We start from the raw sequence: 18305 nt of genomic DNA, 5'->3' as shown, positions 1-18305 counted from the left end.
GAGCTTTCTTCTATGGTACAGTCCTTTTCTTCCCATAGTACAGAGTTTTACGAGACGAATCCCTTCTTCACTCACGCGGCGTCGCTGCATCAGAGTTCCCTCCATTGTGCAATATTCCCCACTGCTGCCTCCCGTAGGAGTCTGGACCGTGTCTCAGTTCCAGTGTGACCGTTCACCCTCTCAGGCCGGTTACCCATCGTCACTATGGTGAGCCGTTACCTCACCATCCGGTTAATGGGACGCGAGCCCATCTCTTACCGCCGTAGCTTTGATTGCATCGAAATGCTTCGTCGCAATGTTATATGGTATTAATCCCGGTTTCCCGAGGCTATCCCTTTGTAAGAGGTAGGTTGCTCACGCGTTACTCACCCGTCTGCCACTAATCCGAAATGAATTTCTGCCGAAGCTTCAATTCTTTTCTTCATCGTTCGACTTGCATGTGTTAAGCACGCCGCCAGCGTTCGTCCTGAGCCAGGATCAAACTCTCAAGTAAAAGTTTGAGCCAAGCTCTTAGTATATGCTTTTTTATAGTGGTTTTTGCTTCCACTTTTGAATTAACTTTGTAGTTAGATTCTTGTCTACTTTTTACATTATTTCATTATTTAGGTTCTTCGCTCTCTCGAGCTGACAATAGTTATTATATCATATCGATTTAACCTTGTCAACACTTTTTTAATGTTTTTTTATAATTTTTTTAAAAACTTTTTAAAGTGCTTTTTGTCTCTCCAGACAACTTTTATATCTTAGCATAAATAAAAAAGCTTGTCAAGTGTTTTTATGCATTTTTCTAAATTAATTTTTTTATTTCTTCAAGTTCCATATCGATACCGTAAATTTCTTCAAATCTATCAATTTCTTTTATAATTTGTTCGTTATCTCCCATATTATATAGAGCATTGATTTTAAGCTTTGTTCTATCTATAGATTCAGGTAACTTGTCGATAATCTCAATTGCCTCTTCATACTTATTGTAACTTAATAGGTATGCCGCTCTTTCCATCTCAGACTTATCAAAAATTGTTTTATATGCATTATCGATTGCGTCTTTTATTTCTTCCCAATCATCACTGTTTTTATTTGACTCCTCAAGACCTTTTGTGTATAAGAGTCTGGCCCGCAATGTATCTCCATCCGCTTCATAGCTTTTTCCTAGATAATAGATGTATTTTCCATCTTTGGTTTTTTCATATAGATAACTTAAGTGTTTTCTATATTCTATTAGAATCTCATCCACATTTTCAATTTCATAATTTTCTAATATGAATCTCTCATTTATACTAAAGAGTCTCAAGTTTTCGCATATTATTTCTTCATCTGCCTCAATTTCTTGAAGCATTTTATTAAGTCCGTTTAAATAAAAATAGTTCGCAAGCGGATCTATTTCTTTCTTATATTCAATCTGATTAATAAAATCTTTTGAATTTTTTAAACAGCTTTCCAAAAACTCCAAAAGACTTTTTGTTGTTTTTTCATATGAAAGAAGCCCTATTCCGAAGACTACATCACTCATAGATATATTTATACTTTGTGATTCTTTGTCTTTTTCTAATGTTGGAATATATACCGGGACAACTGTGTTTTTATCAATAAAGCTAAATGCCTCATCATTTGTTCTAAGTTCTATAAATACTATTTCTTCAAAAAATTTTTTATATTCATCTTTAATTTGTTTTATAGTATTCATTCATAAACTTCCTTTTTCTTTTGTTGCTATTTGCAAGTAAATAGTATAGTTTGCCTCTAAAAATCAAATATAGAGGAGGTACAACATACATTAAAACTTTTAACACTATATTCATTCCTATAATTTTCGATGAAAAAATTGTTTCTACATATAACATCATTAAATATGGAATATTTAATATAAGCCACGGAAACCAATTCTCCTTCATAAAATCTATAGCTCTTCTAAAAGCTGAAGTTCCCCCGATGTTTTCAACATATGTTGTTTCAAAAATCGGAGAGAATATAATGTTCTCAATGATAAATAACGCTAAAGTTGAATAATGCAAGATTTCATTGTTAAGATTTATAAGTTTATATACGAAAAGGTTCACAACGAATTTTACTATATAAATAATAAAATATGTGTTCATAATATTATAGAAATAGCTTCCAAAATTATATGAAAAATTCTTGTACGAAATCTTGTCCGTTAAAGTCAGATCATTAAGCGCTCTTGCATAGATACTTTTTTCGAAAATCAAAACTATATATGCGAGAAAGCCTCCAAACATCGATAAAATACCAAGACTCGAATTTATGAGTGAAAACAGGAAGCTCAGCGCAATATAAACAGGAATAAAAACCCAACCACCACTCATAATGGCTCTCGTTGTATCAATAAAGGCTCTTTTGGCAACTATAACGGTGTCCTTCATTACATCTTCTCCACAGTTTCTATTCCTAGAAGCGAAAGTTGTGATTTAATTACAGTTTTAATTAAAAATGCAATTCCTAATCTGTGCTTTGTTAGCTCAATATCGTCACTTATTATTTGATTGTTGTAATAGTATCTATTGAAATCCTTTACAACATCCATTAATTTTCTAGAAATTAAATACGGCTCATATTTTTCAAATGCATCTTTTATTACATCCGGAATTTGATATATCTTTTTGAAAAGTTGAAGTTCCTGTTCGTTCATTAACTCTTCTTTTATGTCTGAAATCTTCGGTGTTACTCCTGACTTTTCTATTACGCTGTTAGCTCTTGCATATGTGTATTGAACATATGGTCCGGTTTCTCCTTCAAACGATAGAGTCTTATCCCAATTGAAAACATAGTCTTTGATTCTTTGATTGTACAATTCTTGAAACTTGATTGCTCCGATCCCGACTTTTGATGCGATTTCTTCTTTGTTTTCAAGTTCCGGATTTCTTTCTTTTATAATTTCAAGAGTCTTTTCTTCAGCTTTATTTAACACATCTTCAAGATATAAAACCTTTCCTTTTCTTGTAGAAAGAGCACCGTCTTCAACGCTCACCATTCCAAAACCTACATGAACACAATCCTTTGCCCACTCATAACCCATCAGTTCCAAAGTTTGAAACAATTGTTTGAAATGGAGATTTTGCTCGGTTGCAACAACATAGATATTTTTATAAAAATCATATGTTTTCTTTCTATATTCTGCAGCCGCAATATCTCTTGTCGCGTATGTGGATGTGCCGTTTGATTTTGTAATTATTAACGGCGTTAGATTGTATTTTTCCAAATCAATTATTTCGCAACCGTCAGATTCTTTTAAGAGATTCTTTTCAGAAAGTTCTTCAATAACTGCACCGATTTTATCTTGATAGAAAGCTTCCCCATTATAAGAATCAAACTCAATTTTAAGTCTGTCATAAACTTTGTTAAATTCAAACAAACTCAAATCTCTCATCCACTTCCAAATCTTTTGAGCTTCCTCGTCTTCTTCTTCCAGCTTTTTAAACCAATAATGTGCTTCTTCACGCTTTTCAGGATCTTCTTCGATCTCTTTATTCATCCTGACATACAATTTCAAGAACTCGTCAATTGGATTTTTCTCAATTTCTTCTTTGTTTCCCCATTTTTTGTATGCAGCAATAAGCATTCCAAATTGAGTACCATAGTCGCCCAAGTGATTTACTCCCACAGCCTTAAATCCAAGTCTGTTCGCAATTCTATAAATCGAGTTTCCGATAAGCGTACTTCTTATATGTCCGATGTGGAACGGTTTTGCAATATTTGTCGAGCTGTAGTCAATAACAACATTTCTATTTTGTCCCATATCGCTTTTTCCAAATTCTTCCTTTTCAGTCTCAATCTTTTCTTTAAGAGATCTTAAAAGAGAAGACTTCGATATAAAAAAGTTTAGATATGGTCCAACCGCTTCAACTCTTTCAAAATACGGCTCTATAACGAGTTTCGATTTTAAGTCTTGAGATATCATTTGAGGTGCTTTTCTTAAAGTTTTTGCAAAAGCAAAACATGGAAGAGCATAGTCTCCAAGTGTTGAATCTGATGGAATTTCAATAAGTCTATCTAATTCTTCCTCAGGTAAGTCTATTTCTTTCTTTAAAATTTCAATTAGTTTTTCTTTGTAATTCATAAATCCTCCTTATTTTAAATTTACAACCGTAACTCCCGTATCTCCTTCTCCAACTTTTCCAAGTCTGAAACTTTCAACGTGAGAATTTTTCTTCAATAGTTCTTCTGTGGCCTTTCTTAGAATTCCTTCGCCCTTTCCATGAACTATAGTTATTTCTTTAAGTCCTGCAATAAAAGCGTCATCAATATATTTGTCGAGTTTATCATAAAGCTCTTCAGTGTCAACACCGCGCAAATCTATTTCCGGCTTTATATACTTTGATTTTTCAATCCTATATCTCTTTCTCTCGACATTCTTTTTTGTAGCATTTTCAGTGAGTTCTATATCATCAATGTTTGAATTTACTTTTAAAATTCCAACTTGAACCTGCAAATCCCCGTTTTCGTTTGGCAGTGTTATGATTTCTCCAACTTGATCAAGAGAAACGATTCTCACACTTTGACCAGGAATCAATTCTTCTTTTTTGACTTTTTTTACTTTCCTTTTAGTTTTATCCTCGGAAAGATTATTAATATTTTCTCTAAGTTTATCCCTTGTTTCCTGAATCTTTCTGGCGCTAGATTTGTCGATATTGTTTATGAGCTTATTTGCATCTTTTATAATATCTTCATAATCAGATTTTGCTTTGTCATAAATCTCTTTGGATTCTCTTCTAGCCTTTTCGTAGAGTTTGTCGGCTTTTTCTTTTTCTTTATTATAGTAATCGTCTGCTCTCTTCCTGATTTTCTCAGCATCGCTAAGTAAAGCTTCATGTTCTTCTTTGTAGTCAGAAATCTTTTCACGAGTAGCTTCAATCTCTTCAAGAACAGATTCAAATTGTAAAGTCGTGTCATCGACAAATGACTTTGCTTTATTTATATATAATTCATCAAGTCCAAGCTTTTTCGAAATTTCAAATGCATTACTTTTTCCCGGAATTCCAAGAATAAGTTTGTACGTAGGTTTTAACGATTCAATATTAAACTGCATACTTCCGTTTATAACATTCGGAGTATTAAGAGCATAGACTTTAAGTTCCGCATAGTGCGTTGATGCTATAAGTTTAATTTTATTCTCTTTTAAAATATCAATTATACTCATTGCAAGAGCTGCGCCTTCTGTCGGGTCCGTGCCCGCTCCCAATTCGTCAAAAAGATACAGTGCTTCATCCGGCTCTTGTTTGAGTATGTCAACTATATTAATCATATGAGATGAGAAAGTTGACAACGATTGCTCAATCGATTGTTCATCTCCTATATCTGTGAAAATCTCTTTAAAAATCGGGATTGTCGAACTTTCATCCGCCGGTATCATACATCCGGATTGAGCAAGAAGAGAAATAATTCCAACAGTTTTTATTATAACTGTTTTCCCCCCTGTGTTCGGTCCCGTTATAATTAATGCCTTAGTTTCAGAATCCATATCCACATCCGTCTTTACAACTTTTTCGCTGTCGATTAAAGGGTGAAAAACACTTCTTAGTTTTATATTGAAATCATCGTTGAAAATCGGTTTTGAATAGAAGTTTTCTTTCCCAAATTTAGCCTTTGCAAAAATAAAATCAAGCTCTGATAAAATTTCAATATTATATTTTAAAAATTCGGACTCAGCGCCTACCTTCTTTGATAAATCCTTTATAATTCTGAGTTTCTCTTCACTTATTTCATTCTCAACAACTCTGATTTCGTTGTTCATGTTGACTATTTTTTGAGGCTCAATAAAATATGTGCCGCCGCTTCCTGAAACGTCGTGAACAATACCCTTTACAAAGTTCTTATATTCCCTTTTTACAGGTATTACATATCTGCCCTCTCTTAGAGTGACAATTGCATCCTGTAGATACTTAGAATTTGCACTGGAAGTTACAAACTCCTTAAGCTTTGCGTTTATATCGTCGTTTAAAGATGTTTTTTTTCTTATAAGCGATTTCAACTTTTTTGATGCATTGTCAGAAAGAGTTTCTCTATCATAGATTGCCTGATCAAGTTCTTTAAACAACGCCTCATTCGTATATAGAATGTCAACCATTTCAGTTATAGAGTTATTCAAATCTGCATCTTTATAGAATCTTTTTATCTCACCTGAAAGTTCAATCAAATTCTTACAATCATATAGAGTAGAAATTGAAAGCATTCCACCTATCATCGCTTTATGAATTTCCCCTCTAATATCTTCAAGCGTTGAAAATTCAGGATATCCAAATTCTCCTCCGACCTCTAATGCATCACTTAGCTTTTTTTGAGCATCTTTAATTTTCAAAATAGAGGTAGACGGCTTTAAATTTAAAACTCTTTCTTTGCCGATTTTTGAGCCGGCATATTCCTGTATTAAATTTAAAACTTTATCGAACTCTAAAATTTTTAAAGTTTTCTCTCTCATCTTGCAACTCCCCTGTTGTAGTGTCCTGTAGTATAATTAAAATTGACATCATTTATGTTCCCGTAAAAATAATCCAATATTTGACTGTAATTTTTATCATAAATAATCTCAATAATATCTGCGTCGATTTTATCTATCGAGCGCGCCATGAATAGTGGCTTACTGTTATATATATAATATTTTCCACGAACCGTTTTAACCGGAAATCTTTCGTTCTTTGTATCTTCAATCTTAACATTTTTTTCTCTGTTAAGTTCATCTATCACATCTGCCCCAATTGTTTTTGTAATCATAGAAACAGTATTCGTATAGTATGGCAACCTTAAAATTGTATCATTAAATGCACCATCAATTTCACCGATCGTCATCTCTCTTGACGGAATAAACTCTTTTATTCCTTTTGATTTGTAAAAGTCTACGGCATATGTGTTTGCAACATTAAGAGAACTACCAACAACAATATCACAATCCAAATCCATAAGTGCGAAATTATTAACGATAACCTTTTTAACCGACAGCTCTTTTATAAAATCTTTTATTTCAGTTACTTCATCCATTGTTAAAATTGATGGAGTGATCAGACACGGTTCAAAACCTTTTCCCCTATAAAAATCAAATAAATTTTTTAAATCCTTTGAGTTGTAATCGATTCTTATCTCATAAACACTGTTCAATATATCATCATTCAATATTGAATCAACTAAAAGAGAAATCTTAGGTTCTCTCTTTTTGTTCTTTTTTAAAGTTCTTTTACTCCCTGTAAATTTAAATTCCGCTTGATTTTCTTCAAGAAGTTTTGAAATCGCCTCGCGCCTCATATCGTTTAAAACAGACTTCGGAACAAATATATCACGATCTCCGGAGAATTCAAATTTATCAAGATAAAAAAATGTATCGCCTAATCTGTCCAATTGTTTTTTAAGTATATCTCTTGCATCGGAACAGGAATTTGACTTTTCTACTATAAAATCTGACATAACTTCCACGCTTCGATTATGATAAACAACTTTTAGTTTCATAGGTTCTCCAATTTTTGAGAATACAGACATATCAACCGGAAGTTTTCGCTTCTCTGATATGTTTTCATTTTTATCATAAATCTTTGATGAATAATTTCTGTACACATTTTGTCCGATCAAAAGCGTTTTATTAATCTCCAATATCGAACCTTCTTTAAAGAAACGTGTTATTTTCTCCCCATCCGACTTTCCGCCTTTATCAATAAAAGTAATTCCATCATCCTTGTATAGAGGCGTTTCTAATTTTATATATGACTTATTATTCTTAGAATCTATAACCTTTCCGACCATAGAACCTATGTGCTTTGGCGAAACAGGATTAATCATGGATTTATTATTCTCTTCCAGTATAAATCCTTTTGTAAAACCTCTGCTGAATGCGTCGGCAAGTTCTTTTTCTTCAGAGTCTGTAGTCCTTTCACCATTAAGTTTTTTATAATAAAAGTTCGTAACTGTCGCCACATATTCTTTATTTTTCATTCGCCCTTCAATCTTTAAACTGTCAACATATTCTGCAATGTCTTCAATATTTGACGATGTGTTTAAATCTTTCATAGAAAGATAAAACCCATTTTTCCCGATAGGCTTATCATCAACAATTAAATTATATCTCTTTCTGCAAGGTTGAGCGCAGTCTCCACGATTTGCAGACCTCTCTCCTATTGTAGAACTAAAATAGCATTCGCCCGAATAACAGACGCAAAGTGCGCCATGAACAAATGCTTCAATATCAACTTCCAATTCTTCTTTTATATGAGAAATTTCATCTATTGACATTTCTCTAGCCACAACAACTCTATCAAATCCAACATCTTTGAGATTTTTTACAGCATAAAAATTATCCGCCGTCATTTGAGTTGACGCGTGAAGTTCAACGCCTTTAGAATATTTTTTTAAAACAGAAAAAAGTCCTATATCCTGAACAATTATGCCATCCGGATTGCAAGAAAAAATTTCAGGCAAAATAGAGATCAAATTCTCAATCTCTTCATTGAAAAGCATAGTGTTTAAAGTTACATAAACCTTCTTGCCTATCAAGTGAGCATACGAAACGATCTCTCTTAATTCATCTATTTCTAAATTTTTTGCATTTTTCCTTGCGCTGTACAATTTTAATCCGGTATATACTGCATCTGCTCCGCTATTTATGGCGGCATAGAATTCCTCTATGCCGCCCGCCGGACTTAAAATTTCCGTCTTATTCAATATCCATCATCTTTCTTTTACTTTGTATCTACTTTGTCTCCTTCCGGAGCTTCATTAGAATTCCCGTCATAAGTCTTTTCGAGCGAAAGTTTCAGCTTTACGATTTCATTATCTTTTCGCCTTACTTCGTCCTCTAGTTTATTGTTTTTCTTTGAGAGTTCATTGACCGCAAGTTCAGCTTTCTTTAGCCTTTCGTGCAGCTCCTTATAATTTTTTGAAAGCTGTTCATTTTCAGTAAGCGCCTGCGACTTTGCCTTCTGCTCAGATACAAAATCATCCGCAACATTCATAAGACAAAGCGCACATGCATCGGCATAGTCCAATCGTTGGTTTTTTAAAACCAATTCTCTAATCTTGCCGTTTACATAACCGCATAAATGGTCGATATATCTCTCGTCATAATCACTATTTACAGTGTACTTTCTCCCATAGATTTCAACCTTCGTCTTTTTCAAACTATCACCTTACCTTAATTCGGCTCCAAATTCTTTTTTAACAGCTTCTATGGCGTCTTCCATCAAAGATTTTATTTCATTGTCTTTTAGAGTTCTGTCTTCAGCGCCTATTACAAGTCCAATGGTTATCGATTTTTTGTTTCTCAAGAGTTCATCTTTATATACGTCGTAGTAATAAACACTTCTTAAAATAGGGGAATTTAAATTTAAAATCGTTTCCTTTATGTCTCCATACAATACCTTGTCTTCAACAACAAAAGAAATTTCTTTTCTTACTTCTTGGAATTTGCTCTTAGGTGCGTATATAAATGATTTCTTTACATATTTGAGTAATTTATCAACAGACAGTTCCGCCATATATACCTCTTTGAGGTCAAAGTTTGCAGAAATGTTTGGATGTACTTGTCCAAAATCACCACTCGACTCTTCTCCAATAAATACTTCCGCACTTCTTCCCGGATGGTAGAATTCATTAGTGCTTCTCACAAATTTATAATCTGAAATTCCACAAAGATGTAAAACTTGGACAACTGTATTTCTTAAATCGTAGAAATCTCCAAATCCCATATGCAAGATGTTCAAGTTCGTCAACTGATCATATTCCCCGTTTTCACCTTTTTTGAAAACATGACCGACTTCAAAAATCTTTAAAGCTCCGTTTGACCTCTTGAAATTCTTTTCAGCCACTTCGAGGAAATGAGCATTCATTGTCGGTCTCATAACCGAGAATTCTTCCCCTAGCGGATTTAAAATCTTTATAAAGGAATCTTCGTCCTTGTAGTCGATTTTAGATAAGAGCTTTGGTCCAATGAATGAATAAGTCAATGTTTCAAAATATGAACTGTATTTCAATTGTTTTCTTATTTTGTTTGTAAATGACTTTAATTCCGATTCATATCCGACGGTCAGTTCTGTTTTTATAGGAACAGATTCTACATTTTTATAACAGTAAAGCCTTCCAATTTCTTCGATTATGTCGGCTTCTATATTTAAGTCCGGTCTAAAACCCGGAATTTCAGAAACAATAAGTCCGTCCTCGAATTTTGAGTTAACTTTCAATAAATTCAATTTTCTTATTGCAAAGTCAACATCTATTTCTTTTCCAATGAGACTGTTAACCCTTCCAGGTCTTGTCTTTATAATCTTTTCTTCACTTTCGCCTTTAACAACTTCTGAAAATTCAAATTCTTCAAAGCCTAAAGTATTTAAAAGATATAATGCCCTTAAAATTGCTGTTCTTGCCATCGTCGGGTCGAGTTTCTTTTGGAATCTTGTCCTTGCTTCGCTATTTATATCAAGACGTTTGCCGGTTTTTCTTATTTGAACGTGGTCAAAGTTTGCCCCTTCCAAAACTATATTTTTTGTCTCGGATGTAACCTTGGAATTATCAAGCCCCATAATTCCGGCTAATGCAACAGGCTCATCTTTGGATGTAATAACGATATCGCCTTCTTCAGTCTTTACTTCTTTTCCATCCAAAAGAACTATACTTTCGCCGTCTTTTGCTTCTCTAACTTTTATATTTTTTTCATTTAGCTTGTCCAAATCAAATGCATGCATAGGAATCCCGGTTTCAATCATAACATAGTTAGTAATATCAATGATATTATTAATAGGTCTTATGCCGGATTCCATAAGTCTTGTTCTCATCCAAACAGGACTTTCCTTAATTTCAACATTTTTAACGACAGCCAATTCATATGCACCGACTTTGTCAGTTTCAACTGATGCGTCGATTTCTGATTTAGGTAAATCACCCTTGAAAAGTTCCATTTCTTTATAATCAGAATCAAATGTAGCTGCCCCTTCAAGCGCTAATCCGAAAACACTCAAACAGTCCGGTCTGTTCGGAGTTATTTCAAATTCAATTATACCGTCAAGATTTATCGCATCGGTCAAATCGATTCCAAGTTTTGTATCCTCCGGTAAAATCAAAATACCTTGTTGATCTTCTTTCGAGATAAAATCCTTTGGAAATCCGATTTCTTCGTATGAAACAAACATGCCGTTACTAATAACGCCCCTAAAATCGTGAGGTTCGATTTTTGTTCCGTCAGCTAAAACAGAGCCCGGAGTTGCGACTCCAACGATGTCGCCTTCCTTCATATTCTTAGCTGCTGTAACAATGATATCTTTCTTATCTCCGAAGTCTACATCACATATCACAAGTTTGTCTGCATTTTCATGCTTATTAATTTTCAATATTTTTGCAGTCTTGACTCCTGTGACGCGACCTTTAAACTCAATTACACTTTCCGCGTGAGTTCCGGTTTCAGAAAGCATTGCTGCAATTTTTGTGGGATTTTCATCTACTTTTATATAATCTTTTAGCCAATTTAACGATAGTAACATAACTTTCTCCTAGAATTGTTCCAAAAACTTTTTGTCATTGTCAAAAAGTAAGCGCAGATTATTTACCCCATGTTTTACCATGGTAAGTCTATCTATTCCCATTCCGAAAGCAAAACCTTGATAAACTTCAGGGTCTATTCCGCAATTTCTTAAAACATTTGGATGTACCATTCCGCATCCCAAAAGTTCCATACTCCAACCTGTGTGGTTACAAGCTTCACAGCCTACTCCGTGACATTTTGTACATGTAACGTCAACTTCCAAACTTGGTTCAGTAAATGGGAAATAGTGAGGTCTGTATCTGGTGTCAAGCTTTTCTCCGAAAAGTGCAATTAAAACAGTATCTATTGTGCTTTTTAAATTTGCAATACTTATATCTTTGTCAACTACAAGTCCTTCAATTTGGTGGAACATCGGGCTATGTGTATCGTCAACTTCGTCATTTCTAAAAGTTCTTCCTGCAGAAATCATCTTTATCGGTGCTCCGTATTTTTTCATCGCTCTTATTTGAACAGGAGAAGTTTGTGATCTCAAAAGATGTTCAGGGTCAAAATAGAATGTGTCCGTCATATCTCTCGAAGGGTGATCAGCCGGAGTATTTAACAAATTAAAATTGTTTTCTACAGTTTCAATTTCCGGTCCATCCAAAACCTTAAATCCCATTGATAAGAAAAGATCTTCAAGCTGATTTATAGTTTCTTTTAATGGATGGAGATGACCAACTTCAACATCTTTCATAGGAACTGTAATATCCAAATACTCGCTTTTAATCTTTTTTTCGATTGCTTCTTGTTTTAGTTTTTCTCCGAATGAATTAATCGTCTCATTCAAATTATCTCTAATTTCATTTGCAAGTTTTCCCATCTTAGGACGTTCTTCAGCACTGAGGCTTCCCATATTTTTAAGTATAGCTGTAAGATATCCTTTTTTCCCAAGATACTTTACCCTTAGTTCTTCCAAAACCTCAAGACTTGAAACCATATCAATTTCTTTTGAAAGATCAGACTTTAACTTTTCTAATTCTTCTAACATTTCTATTCCTCCGTCATTATATAAATTGAAATTCCGGCTGCAATTGCAACATTTAAACTTTCCGTCTTTCCTTTCATCGGAATTTTAACTCTTTTAAAACTTTCTCTAAAAACTTCTTCACTAACTCCGTTTGCTTCATTCCCAAATGCTAAAATTGTTTTAAACTTACACTTTTCAATTTTTTCACCCTTAGGTGATGTGGAAATCAGCTTGTATCCCTTTTTTAATAAACTTCTTAAATCCTCAATATCGATTGAACTCACATTTACTCTGAATATAGAGCCCATCGTGGACCTTAAAACTTTCTCGTTGTAAACATTTACACAATTGTTTATTGTAAGAATATTCTTTATTCCAAACGCATCTGCCGTGCGAATTATTGTTCCCATATTTCCGGGATCTTGTAAAAAATCAAGCAACAATACCAAATTATCGTCAATATCGTCAATATTTAAAGCTTTCGGTTTCTTTGCAACAAATATAATATCCTTACCCGTCCTTGTCTTTGAAAACGAACGCAAGACCTCATCTTTTACAACTGTATATCTGTAATCATATTTATCTTTAAACTCAGCTTCCGCGCTCTCTGCCAAATAAACATCCTTGATATCAACTTTTTCTCGAATTGCTTCTTCGAAAATTGTAAATCCTTCAAGCGCATATAACGATTCGTCTGAATATTTTTGTTCTATGATTTTATTAAGTTCTTTTAGTTGTTTGTTTTGCTTTGATGTAATCATTTTATATTTTCTATATCAGACGATTTCCCGATTACAATCAGCGTATCGCCTGCTGAAATTTTACTGTCCGCATGTGGAACAGCATTTACTTCGCTTCCCTTTTTTATCGCCACAATTGAAATGTGATATTTTTGTCTTAAATCCAATTCTTTAAGTTTTTTGTCTACCCATGCAGAAAGTGGCACCATTTCAACTATGGTAATATCATTGCCGAGAGGTATAAAGTCGACTATGCCTCTGTTATCCAAAAGATGGGCAAGTCTTATCGCAGTTTCCTTTTCAGGGAAAATAATCCTATCCGCACCAACTCTTTTTAAAACCCTTGCGTGAAGATCACTCGAAGCTTTTGCTATAACAAGCGGCACCCCTGCTTCCTTGGCAATCATTGTAGACATAATTGCCGCTTGAGGTTCAACAGCTGTAGCAATAATAACGCAGTCAAAATTTCCGATTCCAACTTCATTGAGTGAACCTTCCGTAAGAACATCTGCTTCAATTGCATATGTCGCAATGTCGCTAATCTGTAAAAGGGCCTGCTTACTTTTATCTATAACCATTACCTCATGTCCCATTTGAATAAGTTCTCTTGAAACATTTAAACCAAATCTACCTAATCCTATAACACAAAATGAGCTCATAAACCCTCCTAACCTACAATTACATCATCTTGAGCAAGTCTTATTGACCTATGTTTTTGTTTAATATTTATAGTATATAAAAGTGTAAGCGGTCCTAATCTACCAACATACATCATAAAACATATAATCAATTTGCCCACAACATGCAAATGATCCGAAACGCCGACTCCCAAGCCAACCGTTCCAAATGCGCTTGTAACTTCAAACAGCACATCAATAAATCTTATATTCGGTTGCAAAACAGTTATTGTAAACGATGCAATCAAAACTAAAAGAAGTGCTACTGTAAAAATAGCAAGTGCTTTTTTTATAATCTTATTCTCTACTCGTCTGTTAAACATTTCCGTGTCGTCGCTACCTTTAACAACACTTATAACCGCAGCCACGATGACTGCTATTGTCGTTGTCTTTACGCCGCCGCCGGTTCCTCCCGGGCTAGCTCCGATAAACATCAGAATCGTCGTCACTAAAAGAGTGGAATCTTTTACAAGCGAGTAATTCACTGATTGAAAACCTGCGGTTCTTGGAACAACAGCCTGAAACCATGATGCATTAATCTTTCCGAACCAACTCATGTTTTTTATAGTCGCTCCGTTATTGAATTCAAGTAATATGAATAACACAAAGCCAATAAACAGCAAAATGCCTGTGGATTGCAAAACGAGTTTTGTATGAAGCGAAAACTTTTTAAAACTTCTTATTTCGTAGACATCTCTTAAAACCGAAAAGCCTAATCCACCGAGAATTACAAGAAATGACAATGTGTAAATAACTATTGGCACTTCGTTGTATCCAATCAATGAATTTCCTAAAATATCGAAACCGGCATTGCAAAACGCAGATACGGAATGAAAAATAGAATATATTATTCCATTTCTAAGTCCAAACTTCGGAACAAAATATGTTGCAAGTAAAAGTGCTCCAGCAACTTCTATAATTACCGTATATTTTATAACTCTGTTTGAAAGTCTAACTATCCCGCTTCGTTGATTTGAGTTGAACTGCTCTTTTATTATAAGCCTTTCTCTTAAAGAAACTCTTTTACCGGAGAAGATGAAAAAAGAAGTTGCAACTGTCATAAATCCTATACCCCCGACTTGTATAAGCATGAGTATTACAGCTTTACCAAACGGGGTCCAATGCGATGCCGTATTTTGTACAATAAGTCCTGTTACGCAAACTGCCGATGTGCTTGTGAAAAAAGCATCCAATACAACATTTGGCGAATCTTCCCTCAAAGATATCGGTAATGAAAGAAGTATTGTACCAATTAATATTAACGTTAAAAATCCAAGCGCCAAAGTTTTTGGCGGACTGCTTAGCAATTTTTTTATTTTGAATTTCATTTTAACTCCTTACATATAGTATTATTATACACTTTTTATGCCCAAAACTTCAAGTCTTTTACTTGTTTTCGTGCTTTTATTTTATTTATTGCAAAATAAAAACCACCTTTCGGTGGTTCTTAGTAAATCTATAAGCCGTGTTCTGTATTAAACAGTCATCTGTCTTGTATTCCTGTTGCCAAGAATATCTAGCGACCTACCTTCTTGAGAGGACACGAGCAGCGTCCCTTTTCCTCACTTTGGTCTTGCTCCGAATGGGGTTTACATAGCTACTTAGTCTCCTAAGCACTGGTGAGCTCTTACCTCGCCTTTCCACCCTTACCATAAAAGGCGGTTTCTTTCTGTTGCACTAGCCTTAGAGTCGCCTCCACTGGATGTTATCCAGCATTCTGCTCTATGGAGCACGGACTTTCCTCATTAAAAATGCGACTGTCTGATTTACATCCTAATTATAACAGCTTTTAATTTATAAATCAATATTTAGTTTGTCAAATGTAAAATAATCCTTCGAAACTTGTAGACCCATATTGCTTATTACATTTGCCATAATGTCTACAAAATGAATTTCACTAATACCGTGAGTTAAATCCAATATACTTAAACCGTTTCTATAGGCGTGTTGTGCATCGTGATATTTGATATCTCCTGTTAAATATAAATCTACGCCATTTAAAATTGCATCGTCTATAAAACTTGCACCGCTTCCGCCAAGATATCCGATTCTTTTAATATTGTCTTCCTCTTCGCCATAAAGAGTCATATATTCCTTCGGTTTGTCGTAACCATATTTTGAAAAATTCTTCGATAAAATTTCGATTATTTCTTTTACTTTTATATCTTTAACATCGAAAACTATTCCGAAGTTTTGACCTTCTTCCACTGCCAAAATTTTTTTCTTGCCTATTGTATAATCGCTCATGAAAAAATTCTTCATTCCCGATTCCGAGACATCGAAAGGAGTGTGATATGAAAGAATTGTAATGTTTGAATCAAGTGCCTTTTTTATAATTTTGTAAAAAAAGTTACTCTTTTCTATCGATTTAATTCCACCCATAAAAACCGGATGGTGTGTAATTATTGTGTCACATCCATTTTCAATAGCTTTATCAATTTGGAATTCCTCGATATCCAAACATATATGCACTTTTTTTACTTCCGAATTTAAATCTCCAATTTGCAGTCCACTGTTGTCCCACGACATCTGAGTGCTTATGGGATAAAATTCTTCGAGTTTTTTCATCAAATCACTTATTTTCAATATTTTCCTCCAATATGTCAAGAAGTTTTTCATTGTTTTTTATAAGTTCATTAATTCTCGAATCAGATTTTTCACTAGAGTTTTGTTTTATTTCAGCTATGATTGCGTTATTTTTGTTCAAATTAAATTTCAAATACTCTTTATATGTTTCAATGGAATCTCTTAAAAGCGAACTTGTATAAAACCAATCTTCTTCAAGTTTCCTATCATTTGAACTGCTAAATTTCATCAAAAAATAATATTTATTTCCTTCGATTATTATTAAATCCTTTTCTATGCCAAATCCGAGTTCATAAAAAGTTCTTCTGACAACATCCGGATTTGTCATAGGCTGGATTATAAAATTTTTAAAGGATAAAGTCTTAGCCCTATCATAGGTCACAATTTCCTTAATTAAATCGCCCCCCATCCCGGCAATAATAATAGTGTCAACTTCTCCATTTTCCAGAGTTTTAAGTCCGTCACCTACTCTGCCGTCATATTCGGATTTAAATCCGGCGCTCGTAAATAAAAACTCACTTTTTTTCAAACACTTTTCAGAAATATCAGTGGATATAATATGCTTTACAGATGTCGATTTTAAAAGTTCCACACCAACTTGACCATGGTCACAGCCAATGTCCGCTACTGATTCTGAATTTCTTGCCAAATGAACAATTGTCTCAAGTCTATCCATTAATCAAGAAAGTCCTTCAGCTTGTCGGATCTTTTTGGATGGCGAAGCTTTCTTAGAGCTTTTGCTTCAATTTGTCTTATTCTTTCTCTCGTAACATCAAAAACTTTTCCAACTTCTTCCAAAGTCCTGACTTTTCCGTCATCAAGACCAAATCTTAACCTGATAACTTTTTCCTCACGTTCGGACAACAAGTCGAGTGTTTGGAACAATTGATCTCTTAACATAGTTGTAGTCGCTGCATCCTGTGGGCTTGGAATGTCGTCATCCGGGATAAAGTCTCCCAAGTGGCTGTCTTCTTCTTCGCCTATAGGCGTTTCCAAACTTACAGGCTCTTGAGAAATCTTTTGAATTTCTCTCACCCTTTCAACATCCATTTCAAGTTCAACCGCCATTTCTTCAGGCGTCGGCTCTCTTCCCAGTTCCTGCAATAGTTGTCTTTGAACTCTTAATAACTTGTTAATAGTTTCAACCATATGAACCGGAATTCTTATAGTCCTTGCTTGATCTGCAATTGCCCTTGTTATGGCTTGCCTTATCCACCATGTCGCATAAGTTGAAAATTTAAATCCTTTTTTGTATTCAAATTTTTCAACCGCTTTCATTAAACCGAGATTTCCCTCTTGAATCAAATCCAAAAACGGCATACCTCTTCCCATATATCTCTTTGCAATACTGACAACAAGACGAAGGTTGGCCTCCGCAAGTTCAGCCTTTGCTTCCTCTGAGCCTGCTTCTATCCTCTTTGCTATTTCGATTTCTTCCTCTTGTGTTAAAAGTGGAATATTCCCAATTTCTTTTAAGTACATTCTAACAGGGTCGTCAACTTTAATCCCCTTAGGCACTTTTATTTCCATCTTATTGTCGTCATCATCGTCATCTTTATCATCCGACAAATCGTCATCATCATCTATTTCTTCTACTTCAATAATTTCCTCGTCCTTCGGAAGAACGGACTCTCTGTCAGTGATTTCAATATTAAGTTCTTCAATTTTATCATAAATTTGTTCTATCTTTTCAACCTCAAGCTGAAATTTAGAAAGACTGTCCAAAATATCCTTATAGGTAACATAACCCGTTTTAATTCCACCTGAAATTAAAAATTCTAAAGCATCGGACATAGCTTTTTGCAAATTAAGCTCGTCAACCATTT

At 34.3% G+C, this 18305-nt stretch carries 14 protein-coding genes, 1 rRNA gene and 1 other RNA gene; all 16 read right to left on the bottom strand.

Annotated features, from left to right (window positions below; genetic code table 11):
* Positions 1-493 (bottom strand): 16S ribosomal RNA (locus tag SPI61_RS00390); the annotation flags it as partial.
* A gap of 294 nt (positions 494-787) precedes the next feature.
* Complete coding sequence (locus tag SPI61_RS00385; RefSeq protein ID WP_321136148.1) at positions 788-1684, bottom strand: hypothetical protein; 897 nt, start codon at positions 1682-1684, stop codon at positions 788-790.
* Positions 1662-2381, bottom strand: a complete 720-nt coding sequence (locus tag SPI61_RS00380) for a hypothetical protein (protein WP_321136147.1) — start codon at positions 2379-2381, stop codon at positions 1662-1664. The genes SPI61_RS00385 and SPI61_RS00380 overlap by 23 nt, the downstream gene beginning before the upstream one ends.
* Positions 2381-4075, bottom strand: a complete 1695-nt coding sequence (gene argS, locus SPI61_RS00375; RefSeq protein ID WP_321136145.1) for an arginine--tRNA ligase — start codon at positions 4073-4075, stop codon at positions 2381-2383. The genes SPI61_RS00380 and argS overlap by 1 nt, the downstream gene beginning before the upstream one ends.
* A gap of 9 nt (positions 4076-4084) precedes the next feature.
* Positions 4085-6433: an endonuclease MutS2 gene (locus SPI61_RS00370; RefSeq protein ID WP_321136144.1), complete on the bottom strand. Its 2349-nt coding sequence runs from the start codon at positions 6431-6433 to the stop codon at positions 4085-4087.
* A complete protein-coding gene (locus SPI61_RS00365) occupies positions 6430-8658 on the bottom strand; it encodes a U32 family peptidase (protein WP_321136143.1) in 2229 nt (742 codons plus the stop codon). Before SPI61_RS00365 ends, SPI61_RS00370 begins: the two co-directional genes overlap by 4 nt.
* A gap of 17 nt (positions 8659-8675) precedes the next feature.
* Entirely contained in the window at positions 8676-9113 is a 438-nt protein-coding gene (gene zapA, locus SPI61_RS00360) for a cell division protein ZapA (RefSeq protein WP_321136142.1), read from the bottom strand.
* A gap of 9 nt (positions 9114-9122) precedes the next feature.
* The gene (gene pheT, locus SPI61_RS00355; protein ID WP_321136140.1) at positions 9123-11465 is read right to left on the bottom strand and encodes a phenylalanine--tRNA ligase subunit beta; all 2343 of its coding nucleotides are present in this window, start codon (positions 11463-11465) and stop codon (positions 9123-9125) included.
* Between the two features lie 9 nt (positions 11466-11474).
* Positions 11475-12497 (bottom strand): phenylalanine--tRNA ligase subunit alpha, encoded by a 1023-nt coding sequence (gene pheS / locus SPI61_RS00350; protein ID WP_321136139.1) that lies wholly within the window; start codon positions 12495-12497, stop codon positions 11475-11477.
* A 2-nt stretch (positions 12498-12499) separates the two neighbouring features.
* Positions 12500-13237 carry an RNA methyltransferase gene (locus SPI61_RS00345; RefSeq protein WP_321136138.1) on the bottom strand — a complete coding sequence of 246 codons (738 nt, stop codon included), beginning with the start codon at positions 13235-13237 and terminating at the stop codon, positions 12500-12502.
* Positions 13234-13875 (bottom strand): TrkA family potassium uptake protein, encoded by a 642-nt coding sequence (locus SPI61_RS00340; protein ID WP_321136137.1) that lies wholly within the window; start codon positions 13873-13875, stop codon positions 13234-13236. Before SPI61_RS00340 ends, SPI61_RS00345 begins: the two co-directional genes overlap by 4 nt.
* Positions 13876-13883: 8 nt before the next feature.
* Positions 13884-15221, bottom strand: coding sequence for a TrkH family potassium uptake protein (locus tag SPI61_RS00335; protein WP_321136136.1), 1338 nt, complete (start codon positions 15219-15221; stop codon positions 13884-13886).
* A gap of 115 nt (positions 15222-15336) precedes the next feature.
* Positions 15337-15666, bottom strand: an RNA gene (rnpB, locus tag SPI61_RS00330) — RNase P RNA component class A.
* A 21-nt stretch (positions 15667-15687) separates the two neighbouring features.
* Positions 15688-16479 (bottom strand): Nif3-like dinuclear metal center hexameric protein, encoded by a 792-nt coding sequence (locus SPI61_RS00325; protein ID WP_321136135.1) that lies wholly within the window; start codon positions 16477-16479, stop codon positions 15688-15690.
* Positions 16466-17155: a class I SAM-dependent methyltransferase gene (locus tag SPI61_RS00320; protein ID WP_321136134.1), complete on the bottom strand. Its 690-nt coding sequence runs from the start codon at positions 17153-17155 to the stop codon at positions 16466-16468. Before SPI61_RS00320 ends, SPI61_RS00325 begins: the two co-directional genes overlap by 14 nt.
* A complete protein-coding gene (rpoD, locus tag SPI61_RS00315; protein WP_321136133.1) occupies positions 17155-18303 on the bottom strand; it encodes an RNA polymerase sigma factor RpoD in 1149 nt (382 codons plus the stop codon). Before rpoD ends, SPI61_RS00320 begins: the two co-directional genes overlap by 1 nt.
* Positions 18304-18305: the final 2 nt, after the last annotated feature.

Origin of the sequence: Ezakiella sp., assembly GCF_034180565.1 — a bacterium.
GTDB lineage: Bacteria > Bacillota > Clostridia > Tissierellales > Peptoniphilaceae > Ezakiella.
The sequence above is the reverse complement of the archived record's forward strand: the minus strand, read 5'-3'. Positions and strand labels throughout refer to the sequence as shown.